The following is a 16,375-nucleotide window of genomic DNA, read 5'->3' on the forward strand; positions in this document are numbered from 1 at the left end:
CCGTAACAATAATTGGACTACTCAGCTAGCTGTAACCCCCCGTTACAGTAATTGGACTACTCAGCTAGCTGTTACCCCCCGTTACAGTAATTGGACTACTCAGCTAGCTGTAACCCCCCGTTACAGTAATTAGACTACTTAGCTAGCTGTAACCCCCCGTTACATTAAGGATTAACCTCACATAACATGTTTTTTAATGGATTCAAGAGTTGTTCTATTTCTTCTTTGCTAATCATCTTCTTCTCAACAGGTAAGACTCTTGAAATTTCCTGTTTGCTAGGATCCTCATCTGCTGTGGTTCCCTGATTACGCGTTGAAATGAGGTTATATTCACCCCGAGCGGCTTTTTGTATATTTGTTACAAGATAAGCAGTCATATTTTTAATTTTAGTAATATCTTTCATCGAGATAGTTTTTAATACATTATTGGCAATTTGTATGTCTAAACTATTTTTATTTATCGCACTGATAACATCATTCAATCCTTGAATACCAAGATTAGCTTTAATGTTACCTGGAACATTTAAATCTAAAAAAACATTACTATTAGTAGTACTACTATATAAACTACTACTAGTAGTACTACTAGGTGAATCATAACATAATGATTTTTTAGGTAGTTTCTTTTTGGAACTTAGTGAGTTTAGGCTTAGTTCACTTTTGGAACTTAGTTGTTTTTCACTTAGTTCCTTTTGGGAACTTGGCGTTTTTTCACTTAGTTTCTTCTGGGAACTTAATAAGTTTTGTAAGTGAGTGAGTAACGATGATGCAATATTATTAAACTTGTAATTTATATTGCTTTCATTTTTTGAATCGTTAATGTGCAAAAAAATGTTTTTGTCAGATTGAGTGCTTTTATTGATATATTCGTTGATTAGATTGTATGCAAGTATCGCTAATGATTTTGTAATGCTACTTTTATTTAACAATGATGTTAAAATGTGTATAACACTGTCATCAATAATCTTTTCAAGAGGCAGTGCTGTATTATGAAGAATATAAATATTACCCATAATTTGACCATTACTACTTCTAATCATTCTAAATGACAACCAGCCCGATAAAACTAATCTAGAAAGTATTTCTCGTACAGTTTTTCTAGACAATGTACCGCCTAGGTTCCCCCACAGCTTTTGTAAATTATCGTAAGTTGGAAAGTAGTTATTGTGCCTGTATTTTTGTAATTCAATATACAACCGTTGCCAAGCATATTTATCTAATGATGTAATTGAATCATCTTCTAATAATGCGCGAGGCATTGAGTCATATTGATGACCTGCAAAAAACATGGCAATCTTTTCATCAGAAGAAATGCTATTTGTTTTCTGCTCAACTAATGTATTACGTAATACGCTAATTTGATTTTCAAAATCTACCATAATATTTACAAACTATTTGAATTAATTAATGGCTCTAGCTCTTTAATTACCGATGTTAATGTCAAAGGCTCAGTATTATCATCGCTCATCATCGAAACATGTTGAGTAATATCCATATAAACTAACAAGCGATTTAGATCATCATTTATTACAATATCTGGATTTTCATTTTTTTTAAGCTGCCATTGTTCCCAAATAACTATTTTTTCGGCTTCATCAGGTTTCCTAAAACGCCCCTTTGATACAGTTAAATCCTTTAGTTTTCTGGAACAACTAATATCAGATGTTGATAACCCAAAATATTTATTTAAAATTTCTATAGATGCGCCTAGTGAATGTGCTTTGTCAATAATATGGCTTCTTTCTTCAAATTCTTTTGCTCTTGCAAGTACAACATCAAATAATTTTGTATCTATAGTAACTTGAATCAATAGCACAGGTGAGTTTGCAATATAAGTAACTTGTGAATAACTCAATTCTTTCATTTGTTTTAAGTGTTCAATTGTAAATCCCATTTCAATTAATGAGTGAATCTTTCCTTCATTAATAAAATTATGAACCATGTTCAATATCGCCAAATTTATATTATTACTGACACTTACCATGATATGCCCTATATTTCCTATATTTAATGTTGTTGATTTAAAAACTCGTTATAAACTCGGAACAATCGAATAATTCGTAAAAATTTAATCACTAAAAAATCATTGAATTCAGTAATTAAATAATGCATACTAATTAGTTCTTCTGTCTGTTTTGTAAGTAATGATAATAATAGTTTATATGCGGTGCGTTTTTTGCTATCTACTTCATCTTCTGTAGAGAGGGGATTAAATGCAATAATGGGTAATTTTGATTTATCTTTATCGTCAATTGAAAATGCAAAAGATTGGTTATTGATGCCTAGCTCATCAAAAATATCAAGTACATGCCCTGCAATATCTCGAAAAACATATTCATAATTAGTAGCTTCTTCAGGCAGTTTCCAAATATCTAGGATAGGTGTTCTTTCCGTTTTCCCGTATGTATTTAAATTAGCACTGAGACTATAAGCATGTGGATTAATTTTAGTTAAATCAGTACTTTTAATTATGTCTTCCATTACTAATTCAACATCAGCTCCGTCATGTACAGTAATATCACCAGAGGGTAAAACAGTATAAGCAGTTTCCGATTCAGGTTCATCATCGGATATGATTGTTGGATTTGTCCTTTTTAATGAAATTGGGTCAACTTTAGTTGATTGTTGGCTACTAACATTAGTTTCTGATGAAATATCCTGTTGCAATTGATCTTTTAATGTTGGAACAACTTCCAATCCACCTTGTCCAGCATTTTTGCTAACATCAATTGGTGACAAGTTTTTCTTTATCCCTTTATGGTTTTTTTCCTCTAATTCAAATTCAAAAAGCTGATAGCTAATTCCCAACAATTTCGCAAAATAACCAAACATCTCGTCTTGTAAACGTTCATAACTAAATAATTCTGGCTCATAATCAAATTCACTTAATACTAAATTAAAACCTTCAACAAAAGCATTGTCGTCATCATATTTTTCTGAACGTTTATATAAATCCCAACATATACTTCTTAACATTAGAATTTTTTCAATTTGATTTCGACTCAATCCTAATTTCAGAATCTCTGGGATATAAGGATATAAATAATCAACTGTATTTAGCATCTTGTTGATCAATGCATGTGAAATAGGATATCCATGATTTTTTAAACACTCACTCAACTCTCGTGAAGATAGTGGTTTACCTACTTCTTCTTCATACAAAACTTTACTCTTTGAAACACCCAATGCTTTTTCTATGAATGTATAATCACTACGAAGGCCATTTTCAGTTAAATGTCCAACAATGGATTTCAGCTCTCCGCCCCAAGGCCTGAAAATACAATTAATTGTATAAAAGCGTTTATCGCCAGTTTCTTCATACAACTCTTTCAAAATTTGTAATCGTGTATTTCCCCCATCAGAAATTACATACCCTTCCTCTCCTGGCATTTTTGTAATGGCAGGAGCATGATCAAGTCCTTTTTTTCGAATAGATTCTTTAATATCTTCATATGATTCATTTTTTTTCAATCGTGGTAATACCTGACTAGGTCTTAATTCGTCAAGACTGACCCGCATAGGCATTTCATTCAATGTAATTTTAGTGGTTGCCCTATCACCGTCTGGGAAACCTGTAGATATACGTTCACGCATAACATCAACAGATGATTTTTGTTCTACCATAATATTAATATTTTCCTTAAACTAAATTTTGATAATGCATGTATGGCCCATCAAATTTGACTGCTACTTTACCAGTCGCTGCATTACGAGCTTTGGCCACTATTAATTCACCAGTCCCTTTAGCTTCACTGTTTTCGTTATAGACTTCATCTCGATACAGTAATATTACTGTTGTCGCATCTTGCTCTAAACTGCCAGATTCTTTCAAATCAGACAAAAGAGGATGTTTATCAGAACGAGATTCAACTGAGCGGTTTAGTTGTGAAAGCAGAACTAAAGGAATATTGAAATCTTTACAATGAATTTTTAGCTGTCTACTAATATTGCCCACTTCAACAGCACGATTTTCATTGTTTTTTTCACCTGATGACATTAACTGTACATAATCAACTGCAACAAATATTGGTTGGCCATATAAACGTGTATAGCGCTGAACTTTACGTCTAAAAATAGCTGGAGTTAAATACGCATTATCATCAATAATAAGAAATTTTTTTAATTTCAATAAAATTGCAATCGCTGCAGAAATTTTTCCGTAATCACTATCGTCAAGATTTTTATTTTTTATATCGATAAATGGTACATGGGATAATGTAGCTAATAATCGCAACATCAACGATTGCGCATCCATTTCTAAACTAAAAACAAAAACAGGTTGTATAGGTAAATTAGGATTATCATTAAGCGCTATTATTTGATTGTAAATCAATGAAATAAGAAATGCTGTTTTCCCCATTGAAGGTCTTGCGGCAATAATTGTAATTTCCTTGGGTTCCAACCCACCTATTTTAGAATCCAAATTTTTAAAACCTGTTGGAATAAATGGAGAGTGCTCCGTTTCCAAAAATGTCATAATATTATTCAACATTGCTGGTATAAGTTGCTCATCTTGATTATCTACAGCATGTCCCAACTGAAAAAGTTCGGATTCCGTTTGTGCTATAATCTGATTACTGCTGTCTGAATTACTAAATGACGCTTTTGTGAGCTTTTTTATCAATGTTTTTGCAATATTATTTGCACTACGAGCTTTTGTATAATTGCGTAAAATTGATGCGTAGTGTTTAAAATTTGTTGCACGTGGTGTATCTCTACTCAACTCAGCTAAATATGCTAACCCCCCGCAATTTTTTAGTTGTTCTTCGGAAAGAGCCTGAGATACAGTCAGAATATCCGCATGCTTACCTTCTTGAATTAAAGAAACTATGGCATTAAAAATCAATTTGTGCTGTGGTATATAAAAATCATCCACTTTTATTTCAAATGTATCATCAATACAGCTATTATCGATTAATAATGCACCCAGTACCGATCGCTCAGTATCATTAGAATAAAATTGCTTATTCATATAATCACCTTGTTATTTATTGTGAACAGAAATAAAAATGATTAATGAGCAATTTCGGTTTTCATAAATGCATCAAATTGTGATTTGTACCCAGGTAATAGGTGTTGACACAAATAATAAATATCATCTTTGATACTTTGGGCTTGGGCTTTTGTTATTTTATACGGATGAGCTACTTTATTTGTTGGTTCGGTATAATGTTGAAATGCTGCAATACCGAGTGATGCTGCAACTTTGTAACTATTTTTCTTTTTAATATCTTTATCTAAAACAGTAATTTGAAAAGGTAATGGTGGCAGAGATTTGATTTGTTGATTAAAAAGTTCTTTTATACGACGGCAATCATTATTTTCTTCTACTCGATTAAAAAACGTATAAACAGGAGGTAATTCTATTCCGTAGTCAGTGAAAGGAATCAAACTTCTAAACAAATTAGAAATAGTACCCCGTAGATATTCTCGAACGCCTGGCATGGAAGGATCTAGCGGAGATAAAACCACATCAGAAGCAAGTACTGCCATGTTAACAGTAGGATCAATTGTTCCTACAGTATCAATGACTATCACATCATACTCACTTTTGAGAAGTTTTAAGCATGATTTTAAACGGATAATACCATCGGCCGAAGCGTTTAAATGTGAAACGATTTCTTGTCTAACGCTGTTTGATGACATAACATCTAATTTTTGTGTTGTTGTCTCAGATATTAGTTTATCTAAATCTGTTTCATGCATTATAAGAAACTCATAAACGCCATACGGAGCTTCTTTTTGCAATGGAAAATATGAACAAGCTGTAGGCTGCTCTAAATCAAAATCCAGTAATAGTGTTTTTAACCCCGAATGTGCTATAAATGCAGCAATATTAACTGCTGTGGTAGATTTGGTAGAACCGCCTTTCGTGTCTGCTATAGTGATCACTGTTGCATTTTTTTTCATGATATTAACCCTTAAAAAATTAAAAATTTATTAAACATTAAAATCATGATATTGATTGATGGTGGCCCCTACTGGACTTGAACCAGTGACCAATCGATTATGAGTCGACTGCTCTGACCAACTGAGCTAAGGGGCCATTTGGATGTGCTACTTAGTTAGTAGGGTTGCGATTATAATAGAGTTAAATCGAATTTGCTATAGTTAATTAATAAAATAGGTCGGTTTGATTATTTATTGTCCTGTGATTTATTAGATTTTATACAAGTTTAATTACTGATATTTTTTGTTTAATTAAACTGCTACAATAATTTAGTTTATTATTGATTGTTGTTTTATTGGTTGAGGAAATATTATGTCTATAAAAAAATTATTATTCATTGGTGTTGCGATGGTTGCGACTTTGCTTTTAGGTGCTTGTAGTAGTTCTAACTATCAAACTACTTCTGCCGGTAGTCAAGTTCAGTTTATTGATACTAAACCAGCTGCTTCTTGTCAGTTATTAGGTAAAGCAGAGGGGCGTCGTAGTAGTTTTTTTTCTGGTCTTAAAACACATAGTGAACTTATTCGTGATGCGGCTTCTGACCTGATGAATAAAGCTGCTGCAATGGGTGGTAATGTGATTTATAATGCACAGGATACTTCAATGCAATATATTTCTGATATTGCACCAACAGATGCGGTTATGGTTGGTGAGGTTTATAGCTGTAAATAATGCTGATTAAATGAAAAAGGGAGGTTTGCCTCCCTTTTTGCTGATAGTAATGACTTGTAATATTTTGAGTTAATTTAGCTATTTTGTTTTTCAAATCGCTGCATAAAATCAATTAAATAATTGACGCCTTCTTGATCCATAGCGTTATAAATTGATGCTCGCATACCTCCTGCAATTCGGTGACCTTTAATGCCAATAATGTTGGCTTGAGTTGCTTCGCTTACAAATTTTTTATCCAACTCTTCATTCGGTGATAAGAAGGTAACATTCATAATTGACCGATTAGCTACTGCAACATTATTTCGATAAAAATCAGATTGATCGATAAATTGATATAGTAATTGTGCTTTAGCTTGATTTCGTTGCTGCATTGCTTTTAGTCCACCAAGACTTTTTATCCATTTAAACACTAGCCCCGACAAATACCATGCAAATGTAGGTGGAGTGTTAAACATTGAATCGTTGTCCATTAAGATTTTATAATCTAGTACTGATGGTAACATTTTTTTTGCATGGCCAATTAGATCTTCTCGCACAATGATAATGGTAATACCTGATGGACCAATATTTTTTTGAGCACCCGCATAAATTATGCCATATCGGTTTATGTCAATAGGTTGCGATAATATACACGATGATAAGTCAGCTACAACGGTTTTATCACCAAAGTTGGGTTCTTCAAAGATTTGAACGCCATCAATTGTTTCGTTTGGACAATAGTGTACATAGGCAGCATTGTCATTTAATTGCCATTCTAACATAGATTTAACAGCCGTTAATCCGTTTTGTTTGATAACAACATTTTGTTCATTCACTTGGCAATATTTGCTGGCTTCTTTGATTGCGCATTGGCTCCAATAACCACTGTTAATATAGTCGGCACTGGTTTTATTTCCTAAAATATTTAATGGAACTGCAGCAAATTGTGCTCTGGCACCACCTTGGCAATAAAGAATTTTGTAATTGTTTGGAATGTTTAAGATTTCTCGTAGGTCGTTGGTGGCCTCAATAGCGCAAGCGTCAAAATCTTTACCTCTATGGCTTAATTCCATGACTGATGCGCCTGTATTATGCCAATTTAATAATTCAGTTTGAACTTGTTTTAATACTTCAGCAGGCAATTTTGCTGGACCTGCACTAAAATTATAACTTTTACTCATTATGCTTCACTTTAATCCATTCAAAAAAGAATTCTATTTTTACACTGTATGAACAGATATACAATCATATTTTTTGTTAAAAAGTTTCAGGTAACTATGTGTTTTAGTATAAAAATACCAGATAATACAGGTATAGTTGTTATTAGATTAATATAGCTGTTTATAATAGCTGTTGCTTGGCAACTTCAATCGCTGATTTTACCTGTTGTGGTGAAACGCCACCTTTGGCACAGCGTTTAGCTAGGCATGATTCTAACGATAATATTGGATAAACATCATTATCAATAACTGAGCTAAATTTTTGTAGTTCTTCAAGCGAAAGCTCTTCGAGCGCTTTTTGCTTTGCAATAGCATCAACAACTGCTTCGCCAACAATGTGGTGAGCTTCACGGAAAGGTATGCCTTTGGCAACTAAATAATCAGCTAATTCAGTTGCATTAGAATAACCCTGTTTGGCAGCTTCTTGGCAATTTGTGTAGTTAATTTTAATATCCTCTAGTACTAGTGTTGCCATATCTAAGCATTCTTGCCAAGTATCAAGTGCATCAAATAGGTGCTCTTTGTCTTCTTGTAAATCTTTATTATAAGCAAGCGGTAAACCTTTGAAGGTCATTAAGGCACCTGTTAATGCACCCGCAACCCGCCCTACTTTACCACGAATCAGTTCTAATGCATCTGGATTCTTTTTTTGTGGCATGAGTGAAGATCCTGAAGTCACTCGATCTGATAGTTCAACAAAATTGGCTTCACCACTATTGAAAATGATAAGATCTTCAGCAAAACGCGATAGGTGTACCATACCTATTGAAGCATTATTTAATAGTTCAAGAATGTGATCACGATCAGACACCGAGTCCAAACTATTATTAGTTGCTTGAGCAAATCCTAACCAATGCGCTAATTGTTCACGATCCATTGGATAGGCAGTTCCAGCTAATGCACCTGAGCCTAATGGACTAACATCTAAACGTTGCAATGTATCTTCTAAACGGCTGACATCACGACTTAGCATTTCAAAATAAGCCAGGCACCAATGCGCAAATGTAATTGGTTGTGCTCGTTGCAAGTGGGTATAACCAGGCATAATAGCTTTTTGGTGCTGTTCAGCGGTTGTAACTAGTAATTGGCGTAAGTGATTTATCGCATTAATTAAATGAGGAATTTGGTCTTTACACCATAATTTTAAGTCGGTTGTTGATTGGTCATTACGGCTTCGTCCTGTGTGTAATTTTTTACCTAATTCGCCAATTTTTTCAATCAGTTTTTGTTCAACCCAACTGTGTATGTCTTCGGCATCACTTTGTAAAATTTGGTTAGGATCTTGTTTAACCAATAGCAACAATTCATTTAAGGCTTTTTCTAATTTTTTTTGTTCATCATAAGATATAACGTTAACCGTTACCAATGCTTTTGACCAAGCAATTGAGCCAATGATATCTTGCTCTGCAAGACGATAATCAAAGCGTAATGAATCATTAAAATGCTTAAATCGTTCATCTGCTTCTTGGCTAAAACGCCCACCCCATAATGCCATAATTACCTCAATATTATCTTAAATAAATGTTATCTTAATGATTAGCTGTACAATTTCAATTTTCGTTTTATATATTTATTTTTATAATAAAATTAAATTTAATCAAGAACAATATATACAGGACGTTGCCTGTATATATTTATTATTATCACTAGTATATTTGCAAATTGGCGTTTACTTTTTCGCTTTTTTGGCAGTTTGTTTTTGCTGTTCCTCATTTAAAGCACGTATACGTGATGATAATGAGAATAGACGAATAAATCCTTCTGCATGGCTATGATCATAAACTTCATCTTCACCAAATGTAGCAAATTCTTCATTATATAGGCTATTTGGTGATTTCTTTTGCACGGCAGTTGCATTACCTTTATAAAGTTTAACCACTACTTCACCCGTCATGTCTTGTGCCAAAACTTCAGCCGCAGCTTGAATTGATCGACGATATGGTGCAAACCAGCGCCCATCATAAACAACATAAGCCATTTCAATACCTAGTTGTTCACGCCATTTAAAGCTGTCGCGGTCTAATATTAATTGTTCTAAACCACGTAATGCTGTCATCATTATTGTGCCGCCAGGCGTTTCATAACAACCACGCGATTTGATACCGACTAAGCGATTTTCAATAATATCAACTCGACCAACACCATGTTTTGCACCAATTTTATTTAATGTTGCAACACAGTTATATGGCGATAATTTTTTCCCATTTACTGAAACTACTTCGCCTTTTTCAATACCAATGGTTACTAATTCTGGTTGGTTTGGAGCATCTTCAGGCGAAACAGTCCAAGCCCAGCAATCTGTATTAGCTTGGTTCCATGTGCTTTCTAACACACCACCTTCAGTGGAGATATGCCATGCGTTTTCGTCACGGCTGTAAATTTTTTCAACGGTTGCAGTTGTTGGAATTTTACGGACTTTTAAATAATCAATTAATGCTTCGCGTGAACGCAGATCCCATTCACGCCAAGGAGCAATCACTTTAAGTTGTGGTGCAAGTGCAGTATAGGTTGTTTCAAAACGCACTTGGTCATTGCCTTTACCTGTCGCTCCGTGACAGAGTGTATCAGCCCCAACTTCTAACGCATATTCAACTTGCGCCTTTGCAATAATTGGACGAGCCATTGAGGTACCAAGATAATAAGTTCCTTCGTATAAGGCTCCTGTTTTTAAGACCGGATATACGTAATCTTTAACAAATTCTTCTCTTAAATCAACAACTTTACATGCAACTGCACCCGATGCTTTAGCCTTTTTTTCTACATCTTTTAGTTCTTTTGGATCTTGACCTACATTAGCAACAAAGGCATAAACTTCACATCCACCATAATTTTCTTTCAACCAAGGAATAATTGCTGATGTATCCAAGCCACCCGAATAAGCCAACACAACCTTTTTTGTTCCACTTTTTTTCATGTTATACCCTTTCTAAATTAACTGACGATAAAAATGAGTTAAAGACATTTTTTTATTAATTGTTAGATATAGATAACTAGCTTAATATAATAGATGCTCAATATCTAAGCAATGATTCTTGTGCCTGTAGTGCCTGATTGCCCATTAAATAATTCGATGAGTTGGTGGGATTCTTTCCAACTAGCAATATCAATTGGTCGTCCTAAAGCCTTGGCGGCTTCGAAAGCTGAATTCACTTTAACAACCATACCGTCTGTAATAACACCTTTAGCAATCAGTTGCTCCGCTTGTGATTGAGTTAATGATTCAATGCGTTGTTTGTTTTCGTCAAGTACGCCAACTACATCAGACAATAATATTAAATCTGCATTTAAGGTCTTAGCTAGTGCTACCGCTGCGTGATCGGCATTAACATTCATCATTTGTCCCGCTTGAGTAATACCAATCGAGCTAATAATGGGAAGGTACCCCGAATTAATAAGTAGATTTATTAATGTAGGATCGCCAGCTTTGGCTTCACCAACATAACCTAAATCTTCTGAAATTTGTTTAACTTCTACACTATTACCATCAGCTAAACAGAGTCCTACACTTGCTATTTGCTGTTTTTTTGCTTCTGACAATAAAGTAGTATTGGCACTGCCAGCAAGGCTACCAACAATAACATCAATTTGATCAGCAGGAGTTACCCGTAATCCATTGCGACGGACTACGGGTAAAGAAAGCCTATCCATTAATGAATCAACTACCGTACCACCACCATGAACAATAATTAATGATCGTTGAAAATTTTTTTTGTACTCACTAATAACGTCAAATAATTTACTTAAGGCATCTTTATTGTCGAGCAATACGCCTCCAAGTTTTATAATTAATGGTTTCATTTTAGTTTCCTATTAATTTAACCTACTTTTAATTCATTAAAAATTTTGTACAGAGCTTTTGAAATAATTCACTCATTTTTATAATAATGACGTGGTTTCATCAAAATTATATCGAATGTTCATACACTGCACTGCTTGTGCTGCTGCGCCTTTTAATAAGTTATCTTCAACAGAAATTAATATTAAATGACGATCTTTTAATACAAATCCAATATCACAATAAGGCAAACCAATGACAGATTTTAATGCTGGCCAATCTTTTTGATAAATTCTAATCAAAGGCTTATTTTTGTAATATTTATTTAGAGCTTTGAGGATATCTTGTGATGTAACACCTTCATTTACTCGGCAAGTAATTGTGGCGTGGATACCTTGTTTAAAACTGCCTAAATGAGGTGTAAAGATCACTTCTTGACCTAAATGTGTTGCAATTTCGGGTTGGTGCCGATGAGTAAAAAGTCCATAGGCATGTAAACTTACTTCACAAAATATATTATTATGCGAAGGTTTTCGCCCTGCTCCACTCACCCCACTCACAGCATTAATAACAGGCCATTGTGAATTATCTAATAGCCCCTCCTCGATTAATGGTTTTAATGGTAATTGTGATGCTGTAGGGTAACATCCTGGTACAGCAATCAGTTGTGCCTGTTTGATTTGTTCACTATTCCATTCTGCTAAGCCATAAACTGCTTTATCTAACCATTTTGGATGCTGATGAGTAAAACCATAATAATCGGTATAAAAAGTAGCAGAGTTAACTCTAAACGCACCCGACAAATCAAAAACTGTACAACCATGTTCTAAAAAATAAGGAGCTATATTGTGGCTGACTACATGTTCAGTAGCTAAAAAAACTATATCAAGATCATTGATATAGGCAGAATAATCTGCAGTGGCAATAAGTGGTAAGTCAACAACACCTTTTAATTGAGGGTGTAAATCATAATCAGAAATAAGCTTACCACCGTCTTGGCTGTTTTCAGACACAGTTAAAGCAATAAGTTGTACATGCGGATGCTTGTGTAAATAATGAGCTAATTTTGCCCCTGCATAACCACTTGCACCAACAATAATTGCTTTTAACATACCCTACCCTTATCTATTTTTTATGCAATAATGTGCATATAGTAGGTTATTTATAAGGCTATTACAAGCACAAAATGAATTTTTATTCACTTTTTATGAATTTAATTTCAAAATTTTTTTGCAGACACCCAAATATTCTAACGTATTATGTTGTATTAAATTGTTTTTTAGTAAATATAAACACGAGTAATCTGTTCGAAATGCCTGCCGATAAAGATCGGCAGGTGAAGTGTTGGATTATTTTAATAAAGTTGCTGATTTTAATATCGCTATCAATAATTCCCAATAACGATAAACACTTTGAATGTTAACTTTTTCATCTGGTGAATGTGGCGAAACAATCGTTGGTCCAATTGATATCATATCCAGATTTGGGTAACTTTGTTTAAATAAACCACATTCAAGCCCTGCATGAATCACCATTATTTTGGCTTTCTGAGAAAAAATTTCGTGATATTTATCTTTAGCAAGCTTTAAAAGCTGTGAATCTAAATTAGGTTCCCAACCTGAATAACCGCCACTTATTTCATAATTAGCATCCACTAATTGGCTAAGTGATGTCAATGTTGATACAACCGCATCTTTAGCACTATCGACTTGAGAACGAATAAGAAAATGGACATTCAGTTGATTGTCCTCAATACTAACAATACCTAAATTGAGCGATGTTTCAACCACACCATGAAGTTGATCGCTCATTCTAACTACACCATTAGGCGCTGAATTTAACCAGCTTATGATTTTATTTTGATGCTCTGTAGTTAATACGCGTTTTACTTTGTTTGATTCAACTTTCGATAACGTTATTTCGATAGCAGGTTCTACATGACCTAACTCACTGTGTAAAATTGTTTGATACTGTTTAACAATGGCTTCTAATTTTGGCAGATCTTGTTTATTTAGTGTAATTTCAACAAAGGCTTCTCTTGGGATCGCATTACGTAGTGAACCACCTTTTATATCAGCTAATCTAAACGAGATATCTTGTGCATATTGCGCTAAAAAGCGAGCCATCAATTTAATTGCATTTCCACGACCAAGATGAATATCACAACCTGAATGCCCCCCTTTTAATCCTTTAAGTGAAATGTTCATATAACAATCATGCTTTTCTGGCATTACTGCATAAGTAACAGCAAAGGTTGTAGTAAAGTCAACGCCGCCAGCACAACCTGTAAATATTTCGCCTTCATCTTCAGAATCAGTATTAATTAGATAGTGACTTTTTAGCCAATTAGGTTGTAAACCAAAGGCTCCGTGCATACCAGTTTCTTCTGATACTGTTATCAATACTTCAATTGGTCCATGTTCAACAGCAGGATCAATTAAAACAGCTAATGCAGATGCTAACCCAACGCCATTATCAGCACCTAATGTCGTTCCTTTGGCTTTTACCCATTCACCATCAACATAAGCTTGAATTGGGTCAGTTAAAAAGTCGTGACTAGTACCTTCATTTTTTTGTGGCACCATATCCATATGAGCCTGTAATGCAATTGATGGGCACTCTTCCATACCTTTGGTAGCAGGTTTACTTAACAAAATATTACCTACTTTATCAAGTTTGCAATCAATACCATGAGTTTTAGCAAAATCGACGATATATTTAGTTATCATTTGTTCATGGTGAGATGGGTGCGGAATTTTACAGATATCATTAAAAATCTGCCAAACAAATTTAGGCGTTAAGGTAGAAAGCATAATATAACCTCAATATTAAGTATGTAATAAATTAATGAGTGGTTTTTTTTATTGAATCACATTATAATAAGGTGCAATTTTACATCTATTTTTAGTTCATTAATATTTATTTATTCATACAATCGATTAAAATTGCAGGTTACTCAATGTCAACAGATCAAATTTTATTAACAGAAGAAGAAATCCAAGCCAAAAAACAACATAAAGCAGAACTTATTGCTGAAAAGAAAAAATTCAATGTTACTTGGGAAATGTTGCAATCCTATGGGCGCCAACTTTCTGAACGCTTATTACCTGCAAATCAATGGAAAGGTATTATTGCCGTTAGTCGTGGTGGATTAGTTCCAGCGGCAATTTTAGCGCGCGAATTAAGTATTCGTTATGTCGATACCGTTTGTATTTCAAGTTATGATCATGATCATCAACGTGAAAAACTAATATTAAAACAAGCTAATGGCGATGGTGAAGGTTTTATTGTTGTTGATGATTTAGTTGACACTGGTAACACTGCTCATACAATTCGCGAAATGTACCCTAAAGCTCACTTCGTAACTATTTTTGCAAAACCTGCTGGTAAACCACTTGTTGATGATTATGTTGTCGATATTGCACAAGATACTTGGATTGAACAGCCATGGGATACCGGTGTTATGTTTGTTAAACCTATTAGCGATCATAAATAATTGATAAGGAAGTTAAGGTTGTTATGGCAACTACCGAAAATCTAACTGAACAGATATTTAAACCACAATTTGATTATCCTGAAACTTCAACACTTATCAATCGCATTGATAATAGTAATGGTAGTAGCATTAGCGCCTTAGATGGGGAAGTTGACTCCAGATGGTATCGAATTATTAATCCTATTTTGTGGCATTGGCGTGGATTACCCAAATTAGAGGCTGAAGCGGTTTTATCAAAAATTGCCGCTTCAACTCGACGCCACACAAATGATACCTGGCTAGACACTGTTGCTGGTTATCAATCTGGCAACTGGGTCTATGAATTTTTAAATCAAGCGGCAGTATGGCAAGCTAAAGCTGAATCAATTGATGAAGCAAATCTTATAGATGAAAATAAAAATAATTTACACAATTATTATCTCATAGCCAGCATATATGCAAGTATTGCTAGTTATCCTCATTTTAAAAATGACCAACTAGCAATGTATGCCCAAACATGCGCTTATCAGTATTATGCAAAAGCTCTTCAATTTTCGCCATTTTTGATAAAAGAACTGGAATTTAAAGTCGATAATCGTAGTGTCAAAACAATTTTACATTTACCAAAATGCGAAGGGACTTGCCCTGTTGTGTTGATTTGTAATGCATTAGGCAATTTGCAGATCGATTATTATCGTTATTTTAGTGAATTTTTAGCGCCGCATGGATTTGCCATGCTAACTGTTGATCTACCAACTGTTGGTTATAGCCGTAACTTTGCTTTATCACAAAATAGTAGCCAAATTCATCAAGCTATATTAGAGCAGTTGTCTTCTGTTCCATGGATAGATGATCATCGGATTATTGTTGCTGGATTTAGGTTTGGTTCGCATATTGCCACACGTTTAGCTTATTTGATGCCAAATAAAATAAAAGGTATATTTAACTTTACTCCATTTATTCATCAAATCTTTGTTGATAAAGATCTGCAAAAAAATCTACCGAATAGTTATAAAGATATGTTAGCTAGCCGTTTGGGATTGCCTTCAATATCCAACCAACAATTGGCAGCAGAATTAAATTATTTTTCACTAAAAAATCAAGGACTTTTAACTCATACTTGTCATGTTCCTGTTATGAATATCATCTTTGAGGATGATAAGTTAAGTGATCTTTGTGAAGCAAAATTAATTCATTCAATCAAACAAAATAAAGTAATAACTGTACCTAAAACACAGTTACAAAAAAGTTTGCATCAGGCGTTAACACAATCAGTAAATTGGATGAAATCTGTTATATAACCT

The 16,375-nt window shown here is 34.1% G+C and carries 14 protein-coding genes and 1 tRNA gene; 3 read left to right on the forward strand and 12 right to left on the reverse strand.

The annotated features are described in order from the left end of the window. Positions 1-164: 164 nt before the first annotated feature. The 6 genes from GYW75_RS02990 to GYW75_RS03015 form a co-directional block, all read right to left on the reverse strand. On the reverse strand, positions 165-1,379 hold the full coding sequence (locus tag GYW75_RS02990; RefSeq protein WP_174798378.1) for a hypothetical protein: 1,215 nt from the start codon (positions 1,377-1,379) through the stop codon (positions 165-167). Positions 1,380-1,384: 5 nt separating this feature from the next. After that, entirely contained in the window at positions 1,385-1,984 is a 600-nt protein-coding gene (locus GYW75_RS02995; RefSeq protein ID WP_255456967.1) for an STY4526/YPO1902 family pathogenicity island replication protein, read from the reverse strand. A gap of 23 nt (positions 1,985-2,007) precedes the next feature. Beyond that, a complete protein-coding gene (locus tag GYW75_RS03000; RefSeq protein ID WP_174798380.1) occupies positions 2,008-3,624 on the reverse strand; it encodes a ParB family protein in 1,617 nt (538 codons plus the stop codon). A gap of 16 nt (positions 3,625-3,640) precedes the next feature. Continuing rightward, a complete protein-coding gene (locus GYW75_RS03005; protein WP_065606422.1) occupies positions 3,641-4,972 on the reverse strand; it encodes a replicative DNA helicase in 1,332 nt (443 codons plus the stop codon). A 41-nt stretch (positions 4,973-5,013) separates the two neighbouring features. Then, the gene (locus GYW75_RS03010) at positions 5,014-5,910 is read right to left on the reverse strand and encodes a ParA family protein (protein ID WP_174798381.1); all 897 of its coding nucleotides are present in this window, start codon (positions 5,908-5,910) and stop codon (positions 5,014-5,016) included. A 59-nt stretch (positions 5,911-5,969) separates the two neighbouring features. Further along, positions 5,970-6,046: transfer RNA gene (locus GYW75_RS03015), tRNA-Ile, on the reverse strand. Between the two features lie 216 nt (positions 6,047-6,262). On the opposite strand from GYW75_RS03015, the gene GYW75_RS03020 reads away from it, so the two are divergent. After that, positions 6,263-6,622, forward strand: a complete 360-nt coding sequence (locus GYW75_RS03020; protein ID WP_174798382.1) for a DUF4156 domain-containing protein — start codon at positions 6,263-6,265, stop codon at positions 6,620-6,622. Between the two features lie 74 nt (positions 6,623-6,696). Here GYW75_RS03020 and serC read toward each other — a convergent pair whose 3' ends face one another. The 6 genes from serC to GYW75_RS03050 all read right to left on the reverse strand — a co-directional run bounded on the left by serC (position 6,697) and on the right by GYW75_RS03050 (position 14,409). After that, positions 6,697-7,782 (reverse strand): 3-phosphoserine/phosphohydroxythreonine transaminase, encoded by a 1,086-nt coding sequence (serC, locus tag GYW75_RS03025; protein WP_174798383.1) that lies wholly within the window; start codon positions 7,780-7,782, stop codon positions 6,697-6,699. Between the two features lie 160 nt (positions 7,783-7,942). Continuing rightward, positions 7,943-9,316, reverse strand: coding sequence for an argininosuccinate lyase (gene argH / locus GYW75_RS03030; RefSeq protein WP_174798384.1), 1,374 nt, complete (start codon positions 9,314-9,316; stop codon positions 7,943-7,945). A 174-nt stretch (positions 9,317-9,490) separates the two neighbouring features. Further along, entirely contained in the window at positions 9,491-10,735 is a 1,245-nt protein-coding gene (locus GYW75_RS03035) for an argininosuccinate synthase (RefSeq protein WP_174798385.1), read from the reverse strand. 104 nt (positions 10,736-10,839) lie between these two features. After that, positions 10,840-11,619 carry an acetylglutamate kinase gene (argB, locus tag GYW75_RS03040; RefSeq protein WP_065606314.1) on the reverse strand — a complete coding sequence of 260 codons (780 nt, stop codon included), beginning with the start codon at positions 11,617-11,619 and terminating at the stop codon, positions 10,840-10,842. A gap of 78 nt (positions 11,620-11,697) precedes the next feature. Further along, entirely contained in the window at positions 11,698-12,708 is a 1,011-nt protein-coding gene (gene argC, locus GYW75_RS03045; protein WP_174798386.1) for an N-acetyl-gamma-glutamyl-phosphate reductase, read from the reverse strand. 237 nt (positions 12,709-12,945) lie between these two features. Then, entirely contained in the window at positions 12,946-14,409 is a 1,464-nt protein-coding gene (locus GYW75_RS03050) for an aminoacyl-histidine dipeptidase (protein ID WP_085165796.1), read from the reverse strand. Positions 14,410-14,555: 146 nt separating this feature from the next. Here GYW75_RS03050 and gpt point away from each other — a divergent pair, with 146 nt between their 5' ends. Together gpt and GYW75_RS03060 are read left to right on the forward strand one after the other, a co-directional pair. Continuing rightward, positions 14,556-15,092, forward strand: coding sequence for a xanthine phosphoribosyltransferase (gpt, locus tag GYW75_RS03055; protein ID WP_081296839.1), 537 nt, complete (start codon positions 14,556-14,558; stop codon positions 15,090-15,092). 23 nt (positions 15,093-15,115) lie between these two features. Further along, the gene (locus tag GYW75_RS03060) at positions 15,116-16,372 is read left to right on the forward strand and encodes an alpha/beta hydrolase (protein ID WP_174798387.1); all 1,257 of its coding nucleotides are present in this window, start codon (positions 15,116-15,118) and stop codon (positions 16,370-16,372) included. The last annotated feature ends 3 nt before the right edge of the window (positions 16,373-16,375 follow it).

The organism is Gilliamella sp. ESL0232 (assembly GCF_013346885.1).
Classification (GTDB): domain Bacteria; phylum Pseudomonadota; class Gammaproteobacteria; order Enterobacterales; family Orbaceae; genus Gilliamella; species Gilliamella bombi.

Bases quoted from the DNA above. Each gene is read 5' to 3' on its own strand.
- GYW75_RS02990 (WP_174798378.1), bottom strand. From the start codon at position 1,379: ATGGTAGATTTTGAAAATCAAATTAGCGTATTACGTAATACATTAGTT.
- GYW75_RS02995 (WP_255456967.1), bottom strand. From the start codon at position 1,984: ATGGTAAGTGTCAGTAATAATATAAATTTGGCGATATTGAACATGGTT.
- GYW75_RS03000 (WP_174798380.1), bottom strand. From the start codon at position 3,624: ATGGTAGAACAAAAATCATCTGTTGATGTTATGCGTGAACGTATATCT.
- GYW75_RS03005 (WP_065606422.1), bottom strand. From the start codon at position 4,972: ATGAATAAGCAATTTTATTCTAATGATACTGAGCGATCGGTACTGGGT.
- GYW75_RS03010 (WP_174798381.1), bottom strand. From the start codon at position 5,910: ATGAAAAAAAATGCAACAGTGATCACTATAGCAGACACGAAAGGCGGT.
- GYW75_RS03020 (WP_174798382.1), top strand. From the start codon at position 6,263: ATGTCTATAAAAAAATTATTATTCATTGGTGTTGCGATGGTTGCGACT.
- serC (WP_174798383.1), bottom strand. From the start codon at position 7,782: ATGAGTAAAAGTTATAATTTTAGTGCAGGTCCAGCAAAATTGCCTGCT.
- argH (WP_174798384.1), bottom strand. From the start codon at position 9,316: ATGGCATTATGGGGTGGGCGTTTTAGCCAAGAAGCAGATGAACGATTT.
- GYW75_RS03035 (WP_174798385.1), bottom strand. From the start codon at position 10,735: ATGAAAAAAAGTGGAACAAAAAAGGTTGTGTTGGCTTATTCGGGTGGC.
- argB (WP_065606314.1), bottom strand. From the start codon at position 11,619: ATGAAACCATTAATTATAAAACTTGGAGGCGTATTGCTCGACAATAAA.
- argC (WP_174798386.1), bottom strand. From the start codon at position 12,708: ATGTTAAAAGCAATTATTGTTGGTGCAAGTGGTTATGCAGGGGCAAAA.
- GYW75_RS03050 (WP_085165796.1), bottom strand. From the start codon at position 14,409: ATGCTTTCTACCTTAACGCCTAAATTTGTTTGGCAGATTTTTAATGAT.
- gpt (WP_081296839.1), top strand. From the start codon at position 14,556: ATGTCAACAGATCAAATTTTATTAACAGAAGAAGAAATCCAAGCCAAA.
- GYW75_RS03060 (WP_174798387.1), top strand. From the start codon at position 15,116: ATGGCAACTACCGAAAATCTAACTGAACAGATATTTAAACCACAATTT.